Source organism: Amycolatopsis sp. NPDC114484, assembly GCF_055633755.1.
The window spans coordinates 358383-376202 of record NZ_JBVKDQ010000005.1 but is presented as its reverse complement, the minus strand read 5'-3'; the positions used below and the strand labels follow the sequence as shown (position 1 = coordinate 376202).

Annotated in this window: 16 protein-coding genes; 12 read left to right on the top strand and 4 right to left on the bottom strand. The window is 69.6% G+C overall.

What is annotated here, in order from left to right; genetic code table 11:
• From ACZ7SW_RS16465 to ACZ7SW_RS16430, 8 genes are all read left to right on the top strand, one after another.
• Positions 1-822, top strand: a complete 822-nt coding sequence (locus tag ACZ7SW_RS16465; protein WP_470231232.1) for an SDR family NAD(P)-dependent oxidoreductase — start codon at positions 1-3, stop codon at positions 820-822.
• A gap of 29 nt (positions 823-851) precedes the next feature.
• Positions 852-2468, top strand: a complete 1617-nt coding sequence (casG, locus tag ACZ7SW_RS16460; RefSeq protein WP_470231231.1) for a steroid-24-oyl-CoA synthetase — start codon at positions 852-854, stop codon at positions 2466-2468.
• Positions 2459-3892, top strand: coding sequence for an acyl-CoA carboxylase subunit beta (locus tag ACZ7SW_RS16455; RefSeq protein WP_470231230.1), 1434 nt, complete (start codon positions 2459-2461; stop codon positions 3890-3892). The genes casG and ACZ7SW_RS16455 overlap by 10 nt, the downstream gene beginning before the upstream one ends.
• A gap of 93 nt (positions 3893-3985) precedes the next feature.
• Positions 3986-4534 (top strand): FAS1-like dehydratase domain-containing protein, encoded by a 549-nt coding sequence (locus tag ACZ7SW_RS16450; protein WP_470231229.1) that lies wholly within the window; start codon positions 3986-3988, stop codon positions 4532-4534.
• Positions 4534-4959 carry a Zn-ribbon domain-containing OB-fold protein gene (locus ACZ7SW_RS16445; protein ID WP_470231228.1) on the top strand — a complete coding sequence of 142 codons (426 nt, stop codon included), beginning with the start codon at positions 4534-4536 and terminating at the stop codon, positions 4957-4959. The genes ACZ7SW_RS16450 and ACZ7SW_RS16445 overlap by 1 nt, the downstream gene beginning before the upstream one ends.
• Positions 4956-5339, top strand: coding sequence for a hotdog family protein (locus tag ACZ7SW_RS16440; protein ID WP_470231227.1), 384 nt, complete (start codon positions 4956-4958; stop codon positions 5337-5339). Before ACZ7SW_RS16445 ends, ACZ7SW_RS16440 begins: the two co-directional genes overlap by 4 nt.
• A gap of 168 nt (positions 5340-5507) precedes the next feature.
• Positions 5508-6686 carry a lipid-transfer protein gene (locus tag ACZ7SW_RS16435; RefSeq protein WP_470231226.1) on the top strand — a complete coding sequence of 393 codons (1179 nt, stop codon included), beginning with the start codon at positions 5508-5510 and terminating at the stop codon, positions 6684-6686.
• A 15-nt stretch (positions 6687-6701) separates the two neighbouring features.
• On the top strand, positions 6702-8372 hold the full coding sequence (locus tag ACZ7SW_RS16430) for an AMP-binding protein (RefSeq protein WP_470231225.1): 1671 nt from the start codon (positions 6702-6704) through the stop codon (positions 8370-8372).
• Here the strand turns inward: ACZ7SW_RS16430 and ACZ7SW_RS16425 are convergent, their stop codons facing one another.
• Both ACZ7SW_RS16425 and ACZ7SW_RS16420 read right to left on the bottom strand, forming a co-directional pair.
• Positions 8373-8978, bottom strand: coding sequence for a TetR/AcrR family transcriptional regulator (locus tag ACZ7SW_RS16425; RefSeq protein WP_470231224.1), 606 nt, complete (start codon positions 8976-8978; stop codon positions 8373-8375).
• Between the two features lie 52 nt (positions 8979-9030).
• On the bottom strand, positions 9031-9627 hold the full coding sequence (locus ACZ7SW_RS16420) for a TetR/AcrR family transcriptional regulator (protein ID WP_470231223.1): 597 nt from the start codon (positions 9625-9627) through the stop codon (positions 9031-9033).
• A 61-nt stretch (positions 9628-9688) separates the two neighbouring features.
• Between ACZ7SW_RS16420 and ACZ7SW_RS16415 the strand changes: the two genes are divergently transcribed.
• A complete protein-coding gene (locus ACZ7SW_RS16415) occupies positions 9689-10564 on the top strand; it encodes an oxidoreductase (protein ID WP_470231222.1) in 876 nt (291 codons plus the stop codon).
• Positions 10565-10643: 79 nt separating this feature from the next.
• Here ACZ7SW_RS16415 and ACZ7SW_RS16410 read toward each other — a convergent pair whose 3' ends face one another.
• Positions 10644-11504: an alpha/beta fold hydrolase gene (locus ACZ7SW_RS16410; protein WP_470231221.1), complete on the bottom strand. Its 861-nt coding sequence runs from the start codon at positions 11502-11504 to the stop codon at positions 10644-10646.
• Between the two features lie 422 nt (positions 11505-11926).
• Positions 11927-12259 carry a VOC family protein gene (locus ACZ7SW_RS16405; RefSeq protein WP_470231220.1) on the bottom strand — a complete coding sequence of 111 codons (333 nt, stop codon included), beginning with the start codon at positions 12257-12259 and terminating at the stop codon, positions 11927-11929.
• A 334-nt stretch (positions 12260-12593) separates the two neighbouring features.
• Here ACZ7SW_RS16405 and ACZ7SW_RS16400 point away from each other — a divergent pair, with 334 nt between their 5' ends.
• The 3 genes from ACZ7SW_RS16400 (at position 12594) to ACZ7SW_RS16390 (ending at position 17802) form a co-directional block, all read left to right on the top strand.
• Positions 12594-14180: an alkaline phosphatase family protein gene (locus ACZ7SW_RS16400; protein ID WP_470231310.1), complete on the top strand. Its 1587-nt coding sequence runs from the start codon at positions 12594-12596 to the stop codon at positions 14178-14180.
• A gap of 1029 nt (positions 14181-15209) precedes the next feature.
• Positions 15210-15848, top strand: coding sequence for a TetR/AcrR family transcriptional regulator (locus ACZ7SW_RS16395; RefSeq protein WP_470231219.1), 639 nt, complete (start codon positions 15210-15212; stop codon positions 15846-15848).
• 427 nt (positions 15849-16275) lie between these two features.
• A complete protein-coding gene (locus ACZ7SW_RS16390) occupies positions 16276-17802 on the top strand; it encodes a Re/Si-specific NAD(P)(+) transhydrogenase subunit alpha (protein WP_470231218.1) in 1527 nt (508 codons plus the stop codon).
• Positions 17803-17820: the final 18 nt, after the last annotated feature.

Here is a 17820-nt window from a genome sequence, read left to right as displayed (position 1 = left end):
ATGTATTCGCTGAGCGGTTTCGACGGCAAGGTCGCGGTGGTGACCGGTGCGGGCCGGATGCGGTCGATCGGCCGGTCGATCGCGGTCGGGCTGGCGCGCGCGGGGTGCGCGGTCGTGGTGACCGGCAGCGGCCGCGCACCCAGCCAGTTCCCGCCGGAAGAGCAGGCCGCGGGCTGGCAGGACATCCAGTCCGTGGCCGACGAGATCCGCCAGTCCGGCGGCCGGGCGTTGCCGGTGGTGAGCGACGTCGCCGACCCAGCGCAAGTCGACCGTCTGCTGGCAGGAGTTCTCGACGCCTTCGGCCGCGTGGACATCGTCGTCAACAACGCCGCCGCCGCACGCGGCCCCGATCGCGTGCCGGTGCTGGACCTCGACGTCGAGACCTGGGACCGGGTCCTCGCGGTCAACCTGCGCGGGCCGTTCCTGATGACCCGCGCGTTCGGCAGGCGGCTGGTCGAGCAGGGCGACGGCGGGGTGTTCGTGAACATCTCCTCGATCGGCGGGAAGCTGTCCGGGGCCGGATCGGCGGCCTACTCCGCGTCGAAAGCCGCGCTGCAGTCGTTGACCTCCTCGACAGCCAAAGAGCTGGGCGGGCACGGGATCCGGGTGAACGCGCTGTGCCCCGGCGTCGTCGGCACGAGCAGGCTGGACGACACGGACCCGGATTCGTGGGCCGAGTACGTTCGCGCGCAGGTGCCGTTGCGCCGTGCCGGCGAGCCGGCCGACATCGCGGCGGCCGCGGTGTTCCTGGCCAGTGCCGAGGCGGGCTGGGTCACCGGGCAGTGCTGGAACGTCGACGGCGGGCAGCTGACGATCCGTTGACCGACACCGATCACTACGGGAGGCGACCGATGACCGATCGGGACGACATCATCGCGCGGCTGACCGCGCCGGGCGCGCGGTTCGAGATCCGGCCGGAACCGGTCGCGGGCCGGCCGGCGAAGGTGTTCGCGCGGCGGCATCGGTGCCTGACCGAATTGCTGGAGGCCTCGCGCGAGTTCGGCGACCGCGAGTATCTGGTCACTGTGGACAGTCGGCTCACCTTTGCCCGGCATTACGACGCGGTCGCCGCGCTCGCCGCGGTGCTGCGGACCGAATACGGCGTCGGACGCGGGGACCGGGTCGCGTTGTGCGCGGCGAACTGTCCGGAGTGGATTGTCGGATTCTGGGCGGCGGTTTCGCTCGGCGCGATCGCGGTCGGGATGAACTCGATGTGGGCCGCGCCGGAGGTCGCGCACGGCCTCGATCTGACCACGCCGAAGGTCGTGCTGACCGACTCGGCGCGGAAACCTCTGGTCGCGGACCGGTATCCGGTGCTGGAGTTCGGCAGCCCCGGGTACCGGGCACTCCTCGACCGCCACGAAGGCGCCGCGCTGAAACCGCAGCCGGTCGACGAGGACGACCCGGCCGTCATCCTCTTCACGAGCGGCACTTCCGGCCGTCCGAAGGGCGCGACGCACTCGCACCGCAACGTGCTCGCCGCCGTCTGGTTCCACCTGTTCAACGACGCGCTCGCGGCGGAATTCGGCCGCCCGGCACGGGATCGCCGGTTCCTGCTTGCCACGCCGTTGTTCCACATCGCCGCCTTGCACAACCTCGCCGTCGTGCGGCTCGCCGTGGGCGACACCGCCGTGCTGCACCAAGGGAAATTCGACCTCCACCGGGTGCTGGAGCTGGTGCAGACCGAGCGGATCACCAACTGGGGCGCGGTCCCGACGATGCTCTCGCGCCTGGTCGAAGCCGATCTGTCCGGCTACGACCTGAGCACGCTCAAGACAGTCTCGGTCAGCAGCGCGCCGTCGACCGCCGAGCTGAAAGACCAGTTGCGGGACGCGTTGCCCGGCGCGGCCTCCTCGCTGAGCACCAACTACGGCCTCACCGAATCGTCCACCGCGGCGACCCTCGCGACTCCGGCCGAACTCGTCGCCGATCCGGACACCGCGGGCCGCCCGGTGCCGAACATGGAAGTGCGGATCCGCGACACCGAAGGCCGCCCGGTCCCGGACGGCACCGACGGCGAGATCCACCTCCGCGGCCCGCAAGTGATGCTCGGCTACTTCAACGACCCGGCCGCGACGGCGGCCGCGTTCACCGAGGACGGCTGGTTCCGGACCGGCGACCTCGGCCTGCTGCGCGACGGTGCGCTGACCGTGCTGAGCAGGCGCAGCGACCTGATCCTGCGCGGGGCGGAGAACATTTACCCGGCGGAGGTGGAGGAACAGCTCTCCGGACATCCCGGCGTCGCCGAGTGCATCGTCGCCGGGCTGCCGGATCCGGACTACGGCCAGATCGTCGCCGCGAAGGTCGTGCTTCGGGCTGAGTCCGAAGTGGACGCGGACGGCCTGCGCGGCTATCTCGCCGACCGGCTGGCCAGGTACAAGGTCCCGACGGCTTGGTTCCTGACCCGGGATCCGTTGCCGCGCAACGCGACGGGGAAGGTAGTCCGGCGGCTGGTGCGATGGGAGTGAACCGCGAGGAGTGGGAACCGCTGCTCGCCGACCTCGCCTCCCGTCGCTCGGCCGCGCGGGCGATGGGCGGCGAAGAACGCCTGGCCCGGCTCAGCGGCCTGCACGCGCGCGACCGGATCGCCGCTTTGCTGGATCCCGGCAGCTTCGCTGAGCTCGGATTGCTCGCCGGGGAGCTGCCCGCGGACGGTTTCGTCGCCGGAAGCGGCAGCGTCGGCGGGAAGCCGGTTCTGGTCGGCGCGGAGGACTTTTCCGTCGCGGGCGGGTCGATCGGCGTCGCCGCGGCGTCCAAACGGGAACGTCTCGCCCGGCTCGCGGGACAGGAACGCGTGCCGCTGGTGATGTTCCTGGAGGGTGCCGGACACCGGCCGTCGAACAGCTTGCACCCGCATCGGCCGGCCCCGAACGATCTCCAGGCGCTGGCCGACCTGTCCGGGAAAGTGCCGGTGGCGGCGGTGGTCGCCGGACCGTCGGCCGGGCACAGTGCGCTCACCGCGGCGCTCGCGAACCTGGTGATCCTGGTGCGGGGGGACGGGCAGCTGTTCTCCGCCGGTCCGCCGCTCGTGCGCGCCGCCTTGGGCGAGGAAGTGTCCAAAGAGGAACTAGGCGGTGCCGACATTCACGCGGTCCATAGTGGACTTGTCGACCTCGTCGCCGCCGACCTCCCCGAAGCGATCGAGCAGGTGCGCCGCTACTTGAGCCTGCTCTCGCCGTCGGTCGTGGCAGCCGAGCAGGAACGGCGGACGGACGCGCTCCTGGACCTGATCCCGCCGAACGACCGCGTGCCCTACGACATGCGGCCAGTGGTCGAGGAACTGCTCGACCGTGAAACCTGGTTCGAGCTGGGCCGCGACCACGCCGCTTCGATGCTGACCGGGCTGGGCAGGCTTGGCGGGCACGTCATCGGCGTCGTGGCGAACCAACCGGCAGTGCGCGCCGGAGCGATCGACACTGCGGCGGCCGACAAAGCGGCCCGGTTCATCGAGCACGTCACGGGATTCGGCGTGCCGCTGCTGATGCTCGCGGACAACCCGGGCTTGCTCGGTGGTCGCGACCAGGAACGCGCGGGCGTCTTGCGCGCGGGTGCGGGGCTTTTCCTTGCCCAGCACCGCGCGGACGTGCCGAAGTTCCACGTGACGATGCGCAAGGCGTTCGGTTTCGGCAGTTCGGTGATGGGCCAGAACGCCTTCGACCGGCAGACCCTCAGCCTCGCCCTGCCCGGGGCGACGCTCGGTGCCATGCCCGCACGCGTCGGTGCGGCGGCCTCGAAGGCGGACATCGCGACCAGCCAAGCGCTTGCGGAAAACGAGGCGGCCGGACCGTGGCGGCTCGCGAGCGCGGCCACCTATGACGACGTCGTGCACCCGGGGGAGCTGCGGAATCGGCTGCTGGCGGGGATGCGGCTCGTGAGCGGCTATCGCGGTTAGAACCGGGACAGCCGCCCACCCAGCGGGAGTGGCGCTTGTCCGGCCGCCCCGCCGCTCCTACCGTCCTGCCAAACGCTTGCTCAAGGAGGGGTGATGACCGGTCTCCGGACGGACTTCGCCGAGTTCACCGGCCAGCAGGCCGAGCCGCCGCGGGTGGCCCGGTACGCGGTGAACGAGGCGATGATCCGCAACTGGGTCGAAGCGGTCGACGACCGCAACCCGGCGTACGTCGACGAGGCCGCGGCGAAGGCGACCGGCCGTCCCGGCATCGTCGCGCCGCCCGCGATGTGCTCGACCTGGATCATGGCCGGGTACCGGCGCTACCGCGAGATCCAGGAGCTGCGCCGCGAGGGCACGGTGGAGGATTTCGCGTACTCGCGGCTGATGAGCGTGCTCGACGCGGCCGGCTACACCTCGGTGGTGGCCACCGACGTCGAGCAGGAGTACGTCCGCGAGATCACCCCGGGCACGCACGTGACCTGCCACTTCACCATCGAAGCCGTCTCGGAGTGCAAACGCACCGCGCTCGGCTACGGCCATTTCGTCACGCTGCGCAAGCACTACGTGGACGAAGCGGGGGAGTTGCTGGTCGACGAACGCTTCCGCATCCTGCGGTTCCGCCCGGCCGAGCGGAGCGTCTGATGGGGGAGCACACCGCGGTCCCGCGGCTCACGATCACCCAGGACAACCAGTTCTTCTTCGCCGCCGCCCGCGAGGGACGGCTGGAGATCCAGCGCTGCACCGGCTGCGGCGCTCTCCGGCATCCGCCCGGCCCGGCGTGTCCGGTGTGCCGGAGCTTCGCGTGGGACACGGTCGTCGCCAGCGGGCGCGCGGTATTGCACAGCTGGACGGTGCTGTATCACCCGAAGGACCCCGCGTTCGACTACCCGCTCGCCGTCGGACTCGCCGATCTGGAGGAGGGCATCCGGCTGGTCGCGGACATCGCCGGGGTTAACCACGACCGGCTCGAAGTCGGTTTGCCGCTGCAGGTCGGGTTCAGCGAGCACGCGCACGGCGAAATCCTCCCGCAGCTGAGGCCGCGAGACCCGAAGGAGCACATCCGATGACCCTGGCTCTCGGGGACCGTCTGCCGGAGCTGGCGATCCCGTTCGACCGCACCGCGATCGTCGCCACCGCGATCGCGTCGCAGGACTTCGAGGACGTGCACCACGATCCGGGCAAGGCGCGGGAACGCGGGATGCCGGACGTCTTCATCAGCATCAACGCCACCAACGGGTTCATCGACCGCTACGTCACCGATGTCTGCGGGCCGGCGACGCGGATCCGCAAGGTGTCGCTCCGGCTCGGACTGCCGTTGTTTCCCGGTGACACGCTCACTTTCGCCAGCGAGGTTATTGAAGCGGCGGACGGGGCGGCGACGATCAAGGTCACCGGAAGCCATGAACGCGGCGTGCATGTGACGGCTCGTGTGGAGGTGGCGGCATGAGCGCAGCTTGCAAGCGAATCCTCGATGTTCATGCCGACGCCTCGCGATCGACCAGTGTGCAACTCCTTGTGGAGGTGGCGGCATGAGCGCAGCTTGCAAGCGAATCCTCGATGTTCATGCCGACGCCTCGCGATCGACCAGTGTGCAACTCCTTGTGGAGGTGGCGGCATGAGTGGCTTCGCGCGGCAGGCCGCGATCGCCGGGATCGGCGCGACTGAATTCAGCAAGAATTCCGGTCGCAGCGAATGGCGACTCGCCTGCGAATGCGTCCTCGCCGCACTCGCCGACGCGCAGATCCCGGTCGAGGAAGTCGACGGATTCGCGCTGTTCACCATGGAAACCAACCCCGAGATCGCAGTCGCTCGGGCGTTGGGAATCCCGCGGCTGAAGTTCTTCAGCCGCATCCCGCACGGCGGTGGCGGGGCCTGCGCGCCGGTGCAGCAGGCGGCGCTCGCGGTCAGTTCCGGGGTCGCGGACGTCGTCGTGGTGTACCGGGCGTTCAACGAACGCTCCGGGCACCGCTTCGGGGCCGGGCCTCCGCCGTTCGCCTACACCGCGAATACCGATCAGGAATACCGGAACTGGATCAATCCGTACGGCCTGCTCACTCCCGCGCAGCAGGAAGCCTTTCTGGCGCGGCGGTATCTGCACAAATACGGGGCGACGAGCGAGGACTTCGGCCGCGTTTCGGTGCTTTCCCGCAAACACGCGGCGGTGAACCCCCGAGCGTGGTTTCACGGGCGTCCGATCACGCTTGAAGACCACCAGTCGTCGCGGATGATCGCCGATCCGTTGCGGCTGCTCGATTGCTGTCAGGAAAGCGACGGCGGGCAAGCGCTGGTGATCGTGGGCGCGGAGCGGGCGCGCGACCTCCCGCATCCGCCCGCGGTGATCGCCGGGGCGGCGCAAGGCGTTGGGCCGCAACAGATTTCGATGAGCAGCTACTACCGGGAAGACATCGACGAAATGCCCGAGGTGCAGCTGGTCGCCGAGCAGCTGTGGGCGCAATCGGGCGTGGGGCCGGAGGGAATCGACGCCGCGATTCTGTACGACGCCTTCACGCCGATGGTGTTGCTGCAGCTGGAGGAATACGGATTCTGCGGCCGTGGCGAAGCGAAGGACTTCATCGCTGACGGAGCGCTCGAACTCGACGGACGGCTGCCGGTAAACACCCACGGCGGCCAGTTGGGGGAGGGATACCTCCACGGGGTCAACGGGATCGCCGAGGGCGTCCGGCTGATTCGCGGCAGCTCGGTCAACCAGCCCGCGAAATCGTTGGAGCACGTGCTCGTGACTGGCGGATCTCCGGTGCCGCATTCCGCGATCGTGCTCGCGGCGGACCGCTGACCGAAGGGAGGGCCGATGGAGACGTTCGCGGAAGTAATCCGCTCCCGGCGCGGGGACACGCACGAGGGGCTGCGGTTCGAGGGCCGGAGCTGGACGTGGGAGGAGGTCGTCCGCGAGGCCGCGGTGCGGGCTTCGCTGCTGCGCACGTTCGAGCCGGGGCCAGGCCGGTCGCAGCGGCATATCGGGGTGTTGCTGCAGAATCTGCCGGATTTCGTGTTCTGGATTTTCGCCGCCGCGGTGACCGGCGACGTCCTGGTCGGCATCAACTCCACCCGGCGCGGCGCGGAACTGGCGGCGGACATCAGCCACACCGACGTCGACGTGCTGGTCACCGAACCGTTGTACGGCGACGAGGTCGCGAGCCTCGAGCTGCCGGCTGTCCGCCGCGTCCTCGACGTCGAATCGGCGGAGTACCAGGACCTGCTGGCCGCGCACGCGGGCGCGGGCCTGCCCGCGTCCATCCCGGACCCGGCGGCGATCTTCCTGCTGCTGTTCAGCTCCGGTTCGACCGGCACGCCGAAGGCGGTGATCTGCGGCAACGGCCGCCTCGGCCGGTTGACCGACGCGCTGGCCGAACGCGTCTCGCTGCACCGCGATTCGGTCACCTACCTGTGCCTGCCGATGTTCCACGGCCACGCGATCATGATGAATCTCGCCGCCGCGGCGAAGGTCGGCGCGACTGTCGTCCTGGTACGGAAGTTCTCCGCGTCGCAGTTCGTCCCGGACCTTCGCGCGCACGGCGTGACCTACTTCAACTACGTCGGCCGGGTGCTCAGCTACCTCGTCGCGCAACCGGAGCAGCCGACCGACGCCGACAACCGGCTGGAGGTCGCCTTCGGCTCGGAAGCCGCGCCGGGCGAATCCGCCGAATTCCGCCGTCGATTCGGCTGCGAGGTGCGGGAAGGCTACGGCTCCAGCGAAGGCGGAATCCGCATCGTGCCGGAACCGGACGCGCCGCCGAACGCGCTGGGCCGCCCCGCGCCCGGAATGCGCGCGGAAATCCGGGACCAGGACAACCGGGAATGCCCGCTCGCGGAATTCGACGAGAACGGCTTGCTGCTGAACGCCGAGGACGCGACCGGCGAGATCGTCGCGGTGGGACGCGGGAAAACGTTCGAGGGCTACTACCGCCATCCCGCCGCGATGGCCGAGCGGCTGAAGTTCGGCGGCGAGGACTTCTGGACCGGCGACCTCGGCTACCGCGACCGCGACGGCTACCTGTACTTCGCCGGCCGGGCCGCGGACTGGCTCCGCGTCGACGGCGAGAACTTCGGCACCGCCCCGGTCGAGCGGATCCTGGGCCGCTACCCGGGGTTCGCCGCGGCGCACTGCTACGGCGTGCCCGATCCGAAGACCGGAGACCTGCTGATGGCGTCGGTCGTTCTCGCGGAGGATGCCGCATTCGATCCGGAGGAGTTCGACGAATTCCTTGCCGCACAACCGGATCTCGGTACGAAATGGCGACCGACCTTCGTCCGGATCCTCGACGAGGCCCCGGTCACCGGCAGCGGCAAGGTCGACAAAGCGCCGTTGCGCGCACAGGGCTGGGAGGACGACCGGGTCTGGTACGCGCCGAGCCGGACCAGCTCGTACCGGCCGCTCACCGCGGAGGGCCGGAAGGCGCTGCGGGCGGAATTCGCCGCGCACGGCCGGGAAAACTCGCTGCCCGCGGCGTCCCGGCGCTGATCATCGCGGCGGGAGGCCCAGCGAAATCGAGGCGAACGCTTCGCGCAGCGTCGTCGGCACAGTCTTCTCCAGACTCTCGTCCAGGAACCGGTTGAGCACGGTGGTCATCGCCGCGATCGCGACGTCGGACACCAGTTGCGGATACAGTTCGCCGGCCCGCGTCCCGGTGCGCTCGGCGATCGCCCTGACCAGATCGCCGGTCTCCACCCGCGCCAGCGCGGTGCGCATCTCCGGCGTCGCGCTCCACGCTTGCACCGTGCTGAGCTGGTCGGATGCTGGCTGACCGTAGGGAACTCCGTCGGCGCGCAACGGTTCGATGAGCGCTTCGGCGAGTGCGGTCCACAGGGGTTCGTGCGCCGGACGCTCCCGCAGCAGTTGCGCGCTGAGCCGGATCCGGTGCCCGTGCCGGTAGGCGACCGCGTCGTATTTCGTGGCGAAGTAGTTGCTGAACGTCCGCAGCGACACCCCGGCCCGCTCCGCGATGTCCTCGCGGACAACGTTGTCTGGACCTCTCTCGTACATCAGCGCCACGGCGGCGTCGCTCAGCGCTTTGCGCGTGTCGAGCTTCTTGCGTTCTCGCAAGCCGAGCGGTCGTTGGTCAGCCATGCTGCCCACGGTATCCAATCGGGCGCCGCATTCGTGTGGCCGACCGGTTTTGTTATGGACGAGCGCCGCGCAGGAACTGTTCGACGGCGGTGTCCACGAGCCCGTCGAGCAATTCCGGCGGAACGAGGGCGCCGTTGCCGATGGTCGCGATTCCTTGCAGCGTCGCGAACAACACGACCCCGATCCGCTGCGGCGGCCCGTCCCGCAACGCGCCCTGCTCCTGGCCCTCGACGATCAGGTCGTTCATCAGCCCGAACGGCGCTTCGGCGGCCTGCACGATCCGCGACGCGCCGGGGCGGTGCTTGCTGGTGTACATCAGTTCGAGCAGCGCCGAGTTCTCGGTGGCGAAGCGGGTGTAGGCGGCGGCCGCCGCGTGCACGCGGCCCGGGAAGTCGTCCGCGGTCTTCAGCGCGGAGCGCAACGCATTGTCCAGACGCGCGAATCCGGCTTCGGCGAGAGCGTCGAGCAACGCCTGCCGATCCGGGAAATGCCGGCGAGGCGCGGCGTGGCTGACGCCGATCTCCCTGGCCAGGTCGCGCAGCGACAGTTGATCGGCCCCGTGCGCGCGCAAACCGCGTTCGGCCGCGTCGAGCAGTGCGGTGCGGAGGCTGCCGTGGTGATAGGGGCGGTCGTCGGACTGGTCGGGCACCGGGCCAGTCTAGCAGCATGTTTCCGTTGACAACATTGTTGTCGGTGCCTACTTTGGGGGCATGGACCCTCTCGCGGAAAACCAGACCGGCCGCACCGCCGTGATCACCGGTGCGAACAGCGGATTAGGTCGCGCGACAGCCGCGGCACTGGCAGCCAAGGGCGCGCGGGTGGTGCTCGCGGTGCGCAACGTGCGCAGCGGCCGCGAGGCTGCTTCGGAACTGCCCGGCGACGTCGAAGTCCGCCGGCTCGACCTCGCCGACCTGGCGTCGGTCCGCGCGTTCGCCGCGGGGTTCGCGGAGCCGATCGACCTGCTGATCAACAACGCGGGCATCATGATCCCGCCGCTGGCGCGCACCGCGGACGGGTTCGAATCGCAGTTCGGGACCAATCATCTCGGCCATTTCGCGCTCACGAACCTGCTTTTGCCGCGGATCCGGGGCCGGGTGGTGACAGTCTCGTCGAACGGGCACCGGGTCGGTTCGATCGATTTCGCCGACCTGAACTGGGAACGCAAACCATACCGGGCGGTGGCGGCGTACGGGCAGTCGAAGCTCGCGAACCTGCTGTTCACCGCGGAACTCCAGAGGCGGCTGACTGAAGTCGGTTCCCCGGTGCTGGCGACGGCGGCGCATCCGGGGACGGCGGCGACGAACCTGCTGAAGGTGGAGACGCCGGTGTTGTCCTCGCTGGCGAAAGCCGGTACGCGGCTGGTGGCGCAAACCTCGGAGGAGGGTGCGCGGCCGACGCTTTATGCCGCGTTGGCGGATGTTCCCGGCAACAGCTTCGCGGGGCCGCGTGGGTTCTTGCAGAACCGCGGTGCGCCGAAACTCGTTGGCCGGTCTGCGAAAGCTCGGGACGGAGAGACCGCGCGTCGCTTGTGGACGGTGTCCGAGGAGCTTACTGGGGTGCGGTTTCCGTTGCCTGTTTCGGCCTGAGGCGTTTTTTCGTCTTTCCGGGTGGTGCTCGGAGAATTGTGATCAGCGGCCCGATTCCGTCGCCCGAGCCTGTCGCGCTTCATGCTGGCGGGGCTCCGGTTTCGGTCAGGAACGCGATCAGTTCCTTGGCCAGTCGCTCCGGCTGGTCCTCCGGGATCAGCGTGCCGCTGTCCGGGATTTCGACCAGCCGGCCGTCCGGGAAAAGCTCGGCGAGCCGCCGTCCGTGGTCGGCGGGCATCATCCGGTCCCGGTCCGCCCAGACGACCAGGACCGGCCGGTCGAACGTCCGCAGCCGTTCGGTCCAGGCGAGCAGTTCGCGCCGCGGCGGGCTTCCGGTGGCGAATTTGACGAGGTCCCGGCGGATTTCCTTGTCCTGCAACGCCGGAGCGAACCAGCCGTCGAGAATGTCGTCCGGGATGCGGCTTTCGCACATCCCGCCATAGGCCGCTTTGGCGTGCCGGTAGAACGGCGTCCGGCTGATTTGGGTGAGCAGCCACGGCCCGCCGGGGAGCCGGAGCAGGTTGACCGCCGGGCGCGCGGGCTTGGGCGGGAAGTTGTCGAAGGCCTCGCAGGCGACCAGCGCGAGCCGTCCGGCCCGGGCCACGTGCTCGGCTGGTGCCATCCCGTCGGCGACGAGGAATTGGCCGCCGCCCCAGTCGTTGAGCACGATTGTCGCGTCGTGGAGATCGAGCGCGGCGAGGAATTCGCCGAGCAGCCGGGCGACGCCGAACTGCGTGAGGTCGGCGCCGGGCCGCATCGGGGAGCGGTGGGCGCCGAGCGGCAAGGTGGGCAGGAGGCGGCGGTAGCCGGTCAGCAGCGGGACGACCTTGCGCCATTGCGTGCCGGACATCGGAAACCCGTGCCCGAACACCAGTGCCGGGCCGGTTCCGCCGGTGTCGGCGTAGTCGATCGGCCCGGCGGACAGTTCCACGCGCGGCATCGGACCTCCCTCGGGTCTCGCGATTAGAGCGATCACTCTAGTCGCGAGACTAGGCCGGTCCGGGGCGGCGGGTCAACCCGGCTCGGTGCGGGATCGCGGTCTCCGGGGATGGCCGCTCGGCGTGGGTCTCTGGCGCGCGGGGTTCGGCGGTCGGTCAACCCGGTCCGGTGCGTGGTCCTTGGCGGGACGGTTGTCGCGACCGCTTGGCGAGTAAGGCTTTGGCGCGTGATGTTGTGCGAGACCCCGCCTGCCGGTCAATCCGGCCTGGTGCCGGAAGGTGGTCTTCGGCGGAACGGTTGGGGCAACTGTTCGGCGAGCGGGTTCGTGGTGTCGCGCTGCGCCTTTCGGCGGACATGCCGCCGGAGTTCGCCGTTCCAAGCCGTGTTCTCGCTGGGCTGGCCGGAATTGTTCGCCGTCATGGCTTATTTTCCGGTGAAGACCACGCGGTTTCCGTCCGGATCGACGAGCGGCAGAATGCGCGTGCCGCCGCCGGGTCGCGGTCCGTCGTGGGCGGCTCCGGCCTTCGTCGCGTGGGCGGCGGCCGCGTCGAGGTCTGTTTCCTCGAGGACGACCGTCGAGTGTCCGGCCCGGTCGGGTTCGGACCACACCTGCAGGCCGAAAGTGTCGCCGAGGTGCCATTCGAGCAGGCCGGGCATCGGCCGGGCGTCCGGGCCGCGGTCGAACAGGGCCGCGTACCACTCCTCGGCCCGCGCGAGGTCGGAGACGGTGCACTGGGCGAGCACTCGACGGATCATGACCGGTCCCTTCGTAGTGGTTTCGATCTGCAAGCACTATCAGGAGACCACAAGTGCTAGCGATATGCAAGCACTTGGCCTGTCCGGTGCCGGGCGGCCGCCGGATATCCGCTCCGATGAACGAATCAGGCGAATTGCTCCCGCTGCGCCCAAGGACGGTTTTCTTCCCGGTGCGGAAATCTGTGCCGCGGCCCGGAGGCAGCGTTCATCTCCTGTTTCTCCGGCGGTTTTCCCTTGTCTTTGTGCGCGGCCTGGAATACGCCGGTCGCCGTGTCCGGCGGCAGAGACGAGGAGGACTCCCGTGTCGAGAATTCGTTGGCGTGCCGCGGTGGCGATGGCCGCGGCCGGTACTGTCGCGGCGGCTGTGCCCGCGCTGGCCGCGCCGGTGCGCACCGAGCACGTGCTGCTGCTTTCGGTCGACGGTCTCCACCAGTCGGACCTGGAGTGGTACACGCGCACCCGTCCCGGGTCCGCGCTGGCCGCGCTCGCGGCGCGCGGCACCGAATACGCGCACGCGAACACGCCGGTGCCGTCGGATTCGTTCCCCGGCATGGTCGCGCAGGTGACCGGCGGCAACCCCGCGAGCACCGGGATCTACTACGACGCCACCTACAACCGGGCGTTGCTCCCCGCGGGCACGACGTCCTGCGCCGGTGCGAAACCCGGGTCCACAGTGGACTACACCGAGGACCTGGACCGCGACAAGGACGCCATCGACGCCGGGCAAGGCCTGCCGAACCTGCCCGACGGAGTCCTCGCGATGACCGGCAACCCGCGTTCGCTGATCAACCCGGCCGCGCTTCCCGTCGATCCGGCAACGTGCAAACCCGTTTATCCGCACCAGTATCTGCGAGTGAACACCGTGTTCGAGGTCGCCCGGCAGGCCGGGCTGCGCACCGCCTGGTCGGACAAGCATCCGGCGTACGAAATGCTCAACGGCCCGTCCGGGAGCGGCGTCGAGGACCTCTTCACTCCGGAGATCAACAGCAAGGCCCCCAGCTCCAGCGACTGGACGAAGGACAACTCCGCGACTCAGCGTTATGACGGCTACAAGGCCAAAGCCGTCCTGAACGAGATCGACGGCTTCGACCACAGTGGACAGAACCGCACCGGTACGCCCGGGGTGTTCGGCATGAACTTCCAGTCCGTCTCGACCGCGCAGAAGCTTCCGCTCTCCGGCGGCCAGCCCGGCGGATACCGTCCGGACGGCACCCCGGGGCCGGTGCTGGAGTCCGCTTTGGACTTCGTCGACCGGCAGGTGGGCGCGTTCACGGCTGAATTGCGAAACCGCGGCCTCGACCGTTCGACGACGGTGATCCTCTCCGCGAAACACGGCCAGTCGCCGATCGACCCGTCCGCACTGACCCGCATCGACGACGCCCCGCTGCTCGCCGGCCTGAACGCCGCCTGGCGGGCCGCGCACCCCGGCGCACCCGACCTGGTCGCCCAATCGACCGACGACGACGCGATGCTGCTGTGGTTCACCGACCACTCACCGTCGGCGGCGGCGTTCGCGCGGCAGTACTTGCTGGCCCAGTCCGGCACCGGGAACGGCAGCACCGGTGCGCCGAAACCGTTCACCCACGCGGGCCTGACGGCGGCCCACGCCGGAGCCGATGCCGCCCGCTACTTCCAGGCGCGCCCAGGCGACCCGCGAGTGCCGGATCTGGTCGGCGTCGCCCAGCACGGCGTCGTGTACACCGGCGGCCACTCGAAAATCGCCGAACACGGCGGCGCGGCGGCGGACGACCGCGCGGTTCCGCTGGTGGTCAGCGGCGGGCACGGGACGAGGATCCCGGCGGCGGTCGAGACGACCCAGATCGCGCCGACGATCCTGCGCCTGCTGAACCTGGACCCGCGTGCACTGGCGGCGGTGCGGGAAGAGGGGACGGCTCCGCTGCCCGGCCTGGGCCGCGGCTGATCCGGACCTCGGCCCGGCTCTCGTTCGAGGGGCGGGCCGAGGTGGGCGGACAGAGGCGATTCGACGGGCGGGCTGGGCGGCTGGAGGTGTTGGGGCGTCTGGCTGAGCGGGGCCTGGTTTGCCGGGATGCGGTGGTCGAGTTGGCGGGGCGGCGGGGGCGTTGGAAGGTCCGGCGGAGTGGGGAGCGGGCCTGGTTTGTGTGTGTGGGCTGCCGAGTTGGCGGGGTAGCTGGGGGTGTTGGAAGGTCCGGCGGAGTGGGGAGCGGGCCTGGCTTGCGGGGATGCGCTGGCGGAGTTGGCGGGGTGGCTGGGGGCGTTGGCGGAGTGGGGAGCGGGCCCGGTTTGTCGGGATGCGCTGGCCGGGGTGGCTGGATGTGCCGGAGGGCCTGTCCGAGTGAGGACACGGACTTGGTTGGCAGGAACGCGCTGGTCGAGCGGGCGGGGTGGCTGAATCGGCCCCGGGTTTTGTCGGGCACTGCGCTGGAGTCTGCGCCACAGGGCGGGGAATCTGATCAGGCTCGGCGGAGGTGATTCGGCCAGGGCATGGGGACGAGTCGCACACTGCCAGGGTGGCGTGACAGATGCGGGATCCGGCGAAGCGCACCGGGGCTCTGTGGGTTGGCAGGCAGGGGCTTGCTGGAGCGGCCTCGGCTCGTTCGGCAGTGCGGTGCGGGACCCGGCGGAACGGAATCTCAACCGGAGCGGCGAGCCTGGCCGGGGTCGGTGGGGTGCGGGGGACTCCGCGGTCGGGGGCGTGCTGGAGCGGTCGGGCTGCTCGGTGGAGCCGGGCTGGGCTGGTCCGTGCAGTGCAGGGGATTCACCGGCGCAGCGGCCCGACCGGCTGATGCGATCCGCCCGGCGGAACCTGCCCTCGTCGGCGCAGGGAAGCCATAACTCAGCCGATCGCGGAAGCCGGGCGAGGCAGCAGCCCGCCCCGCCGTCCTATCCCTCGGCAACCGCGCCAATCCCGGCATCAACCCTGTTCACCGGCATATTATGAGCAAAAGCTCACCTCCGGAGGAGACCCGCGATGCCCGGAAAGCGTCTGCAGCCGCGCAAGGAGCCCCGGCAGGTGCGCGGCGAGCTGACTCGCCAGCGGATCCTCGTAGCGGCCGCGCAGGTGTTCGCTGAGATGGGGTACGCGGCGGGCACCACGAATCGCATCGCGGAGCGGGCTCGGGTGTCGATCGGGTCGTTGTATCAGTACTACCCGAACAAAGATGCCGTCCTCGTCGCGTTGGCATCTCAGCATCTCGACGCCGGCGCGGAAACCCTTCGCCGCCACCGGGAAACCGCTGGGCCGCCGGAGACGCTGGACGGTGCGCTCCGCGAACTCGTGCGCCTCGCGATCCAGAACCACCTCGACGATCCGCAGCTGCTGCGCGTGATGGCCGAACAAGCGCCGCGCTCCGCGGAGTTGCTGGAGCAGGTCGCGCGGTACGAGGAGGAGCGGGTCGCCTACGTGCGCGGTCTGCTCGAACCGGAAGCGAACGTGTCCAATGTGGACATGGCGGCGCGGATCGTGGTGAACACGGTGGAACTGCTCGTGCACAAGATGATCGCCGGACCGGAGCCGCTCGATCTTCCCGTGTTCGAGGACGAGCTGGTGGCCATGCTGACCCGCTACGTCACGGCGGGCTCCGAGCGGAGCAGCGGATTGCGCCATTGAGTCGGCGGACGCGGTGGGGCTGTTTGTCAAGTGGCGGACATCACTGTGGACGTCGTGATCGATCAGGCGATCGATTCCGTGATCGCGGCCACGGCGGAGCGGCGGGTGACGAAGGCGGGACCCGGCGGGAGGGGGCGGGAGCGGTTCGGGCGGGTAGTCGGCGGTTTCCCGGCTCGGCCGCAGCCGCAGGTCGCCGCGGCGCAGCGGTCCGGCTCTTCCCGGTCGTTGAGACGGCCCCGGGCTATGACCGTGATCTCGTCGCGCTCGTGGTCGAAAAAGGGCCTCCGGTTGGCTGCCGGAGGCCGGACGGCATGGGAGTATCCAGCGCATCTGTACCTGAAGCGGGCGAAGTCGGACCAGGTGGCGACCCAAAACGCCGTCAGGCCCGGCCGGCGGATCTTCCGCGAACGAGCGGGAAGGAGACAGCATGCTGATCGGGGTGCTCAAGGAGGCACAACCGGGGGAGACGCGCGTCGCGGCGACTCCGGAGACGGTGGGCAAGCTGCGCGGGCTGGGCTATGACGTGACGGTGGAGCCGGGCGCCGGGCTGGCGTCGGGGTTCTTCGACCAAGCGTATGAGGACGCGGGCGCGGCGGTCGGGCCGATCGCGGAGGCGGACATCGTGTTCGGGGTGAACGCTCCCTCGTCCGAGCAGTTGGATGCGGTGAAGCCGGGGGCGACGGTGGTCAGCCTGCTGGCCCCGGCGTTGAAACCGGAGCTGGTGGAGGATCTGGGGAAGCGGCCGATCACGGCGCTGGCGATGGACGCGGTGCCGCGGATCAGCCGGGCGCAGTCGCTGGACGTGCTGTCCTCGATGGCGAACATCGCCGGGTACCGCGCCGTGGTGGAAGCGGCGCACACGTTCGGGCGGTTCTTCACCGGGCAGGTGACCGCGGCGGGGAAGGTCAACCCGGCGAAGGTCCTGGTCGTGGGCGCGGGTGTGGCCGGGTTGGCGGCGATCGGCGCGGCGGGGAGCCTCGGGGCGATCGTGCGGGCGACGGACCCGCGCCCGGAGGTCGCGGATCAGGTGAGGAGTCTGGGCGGGGAGTATCTGTCCATCGAGGACCCGAACGCCGAAGTTTCCGCCACCGGATACGCGAAGGAGATGGGCGACGACTACAAAGCGCGCGAGAAAGAGCTGTACGCGACGCAGTGTCGCGACGTCGACATCATCGTCACGACGGCGTTGATTCCGGGGCGTCCGGCACCGCGGATCATCACCGGCGAGATGGTGGCGTCGATGAAGCCGGGTTCGGTCATTGTGGACATGGCCGCGGCGAACGGCGGCAACGTCGAAGGCTCTGTCGCGGGCGAAAGCATCGTCACGGACAACGGGGTGACGATCCTCGGCTACACGGATCTCGCGGGCCGTCTCCCGGCGCAGGCGTCCCAGCTGTACGGCACCAACCTGGTCAACCTGATGAAGCTGATGACCCCGGAGAAGGACGGCCAGCTGGTCGTGGACTTCGACGACGTCGTGGTCCGGTCGATCACAGTCGTGAAGAACGGCGAGCTGACCTGGCCGCCACCGCCGGTGCAAGTCTCGGCCGCTCCGCCGAAACCCGCGGCAGCGGTGGAGAAGAAGGAGGAGCCGAAGAAGGAGCCGATGTCCTCCGGTCGTCGGCTCGGGCTCGTTTTGGGTGTGGCGGCGGTGTTCCTGTTGCTGGCGGCGTTGGCTCCGGCGGCCCTGTTGCCGCATTTGACGGTGTTCGCGTTGGCGATCGTGATCGGGTATTACGTGATCGGGCACGTGCATCACGCGTTGCACACGCCGTTGATGTCGGTGACGAACGCGATTTCCGGGATCATCGTCGTGGGTGCTCTGCTGAATCTGGTCAGCGGCAACACAGTGGTCGTGGTGCTGGCGGCGGTGGCGACGTTGCTGGCGACGATCAACATTTTCGGCGGGTTCGCGGTGACGCGCCGGATGCTCGCCATGTTCTCCCGCAGCTGACCCGGAAGGCCTTCTTCA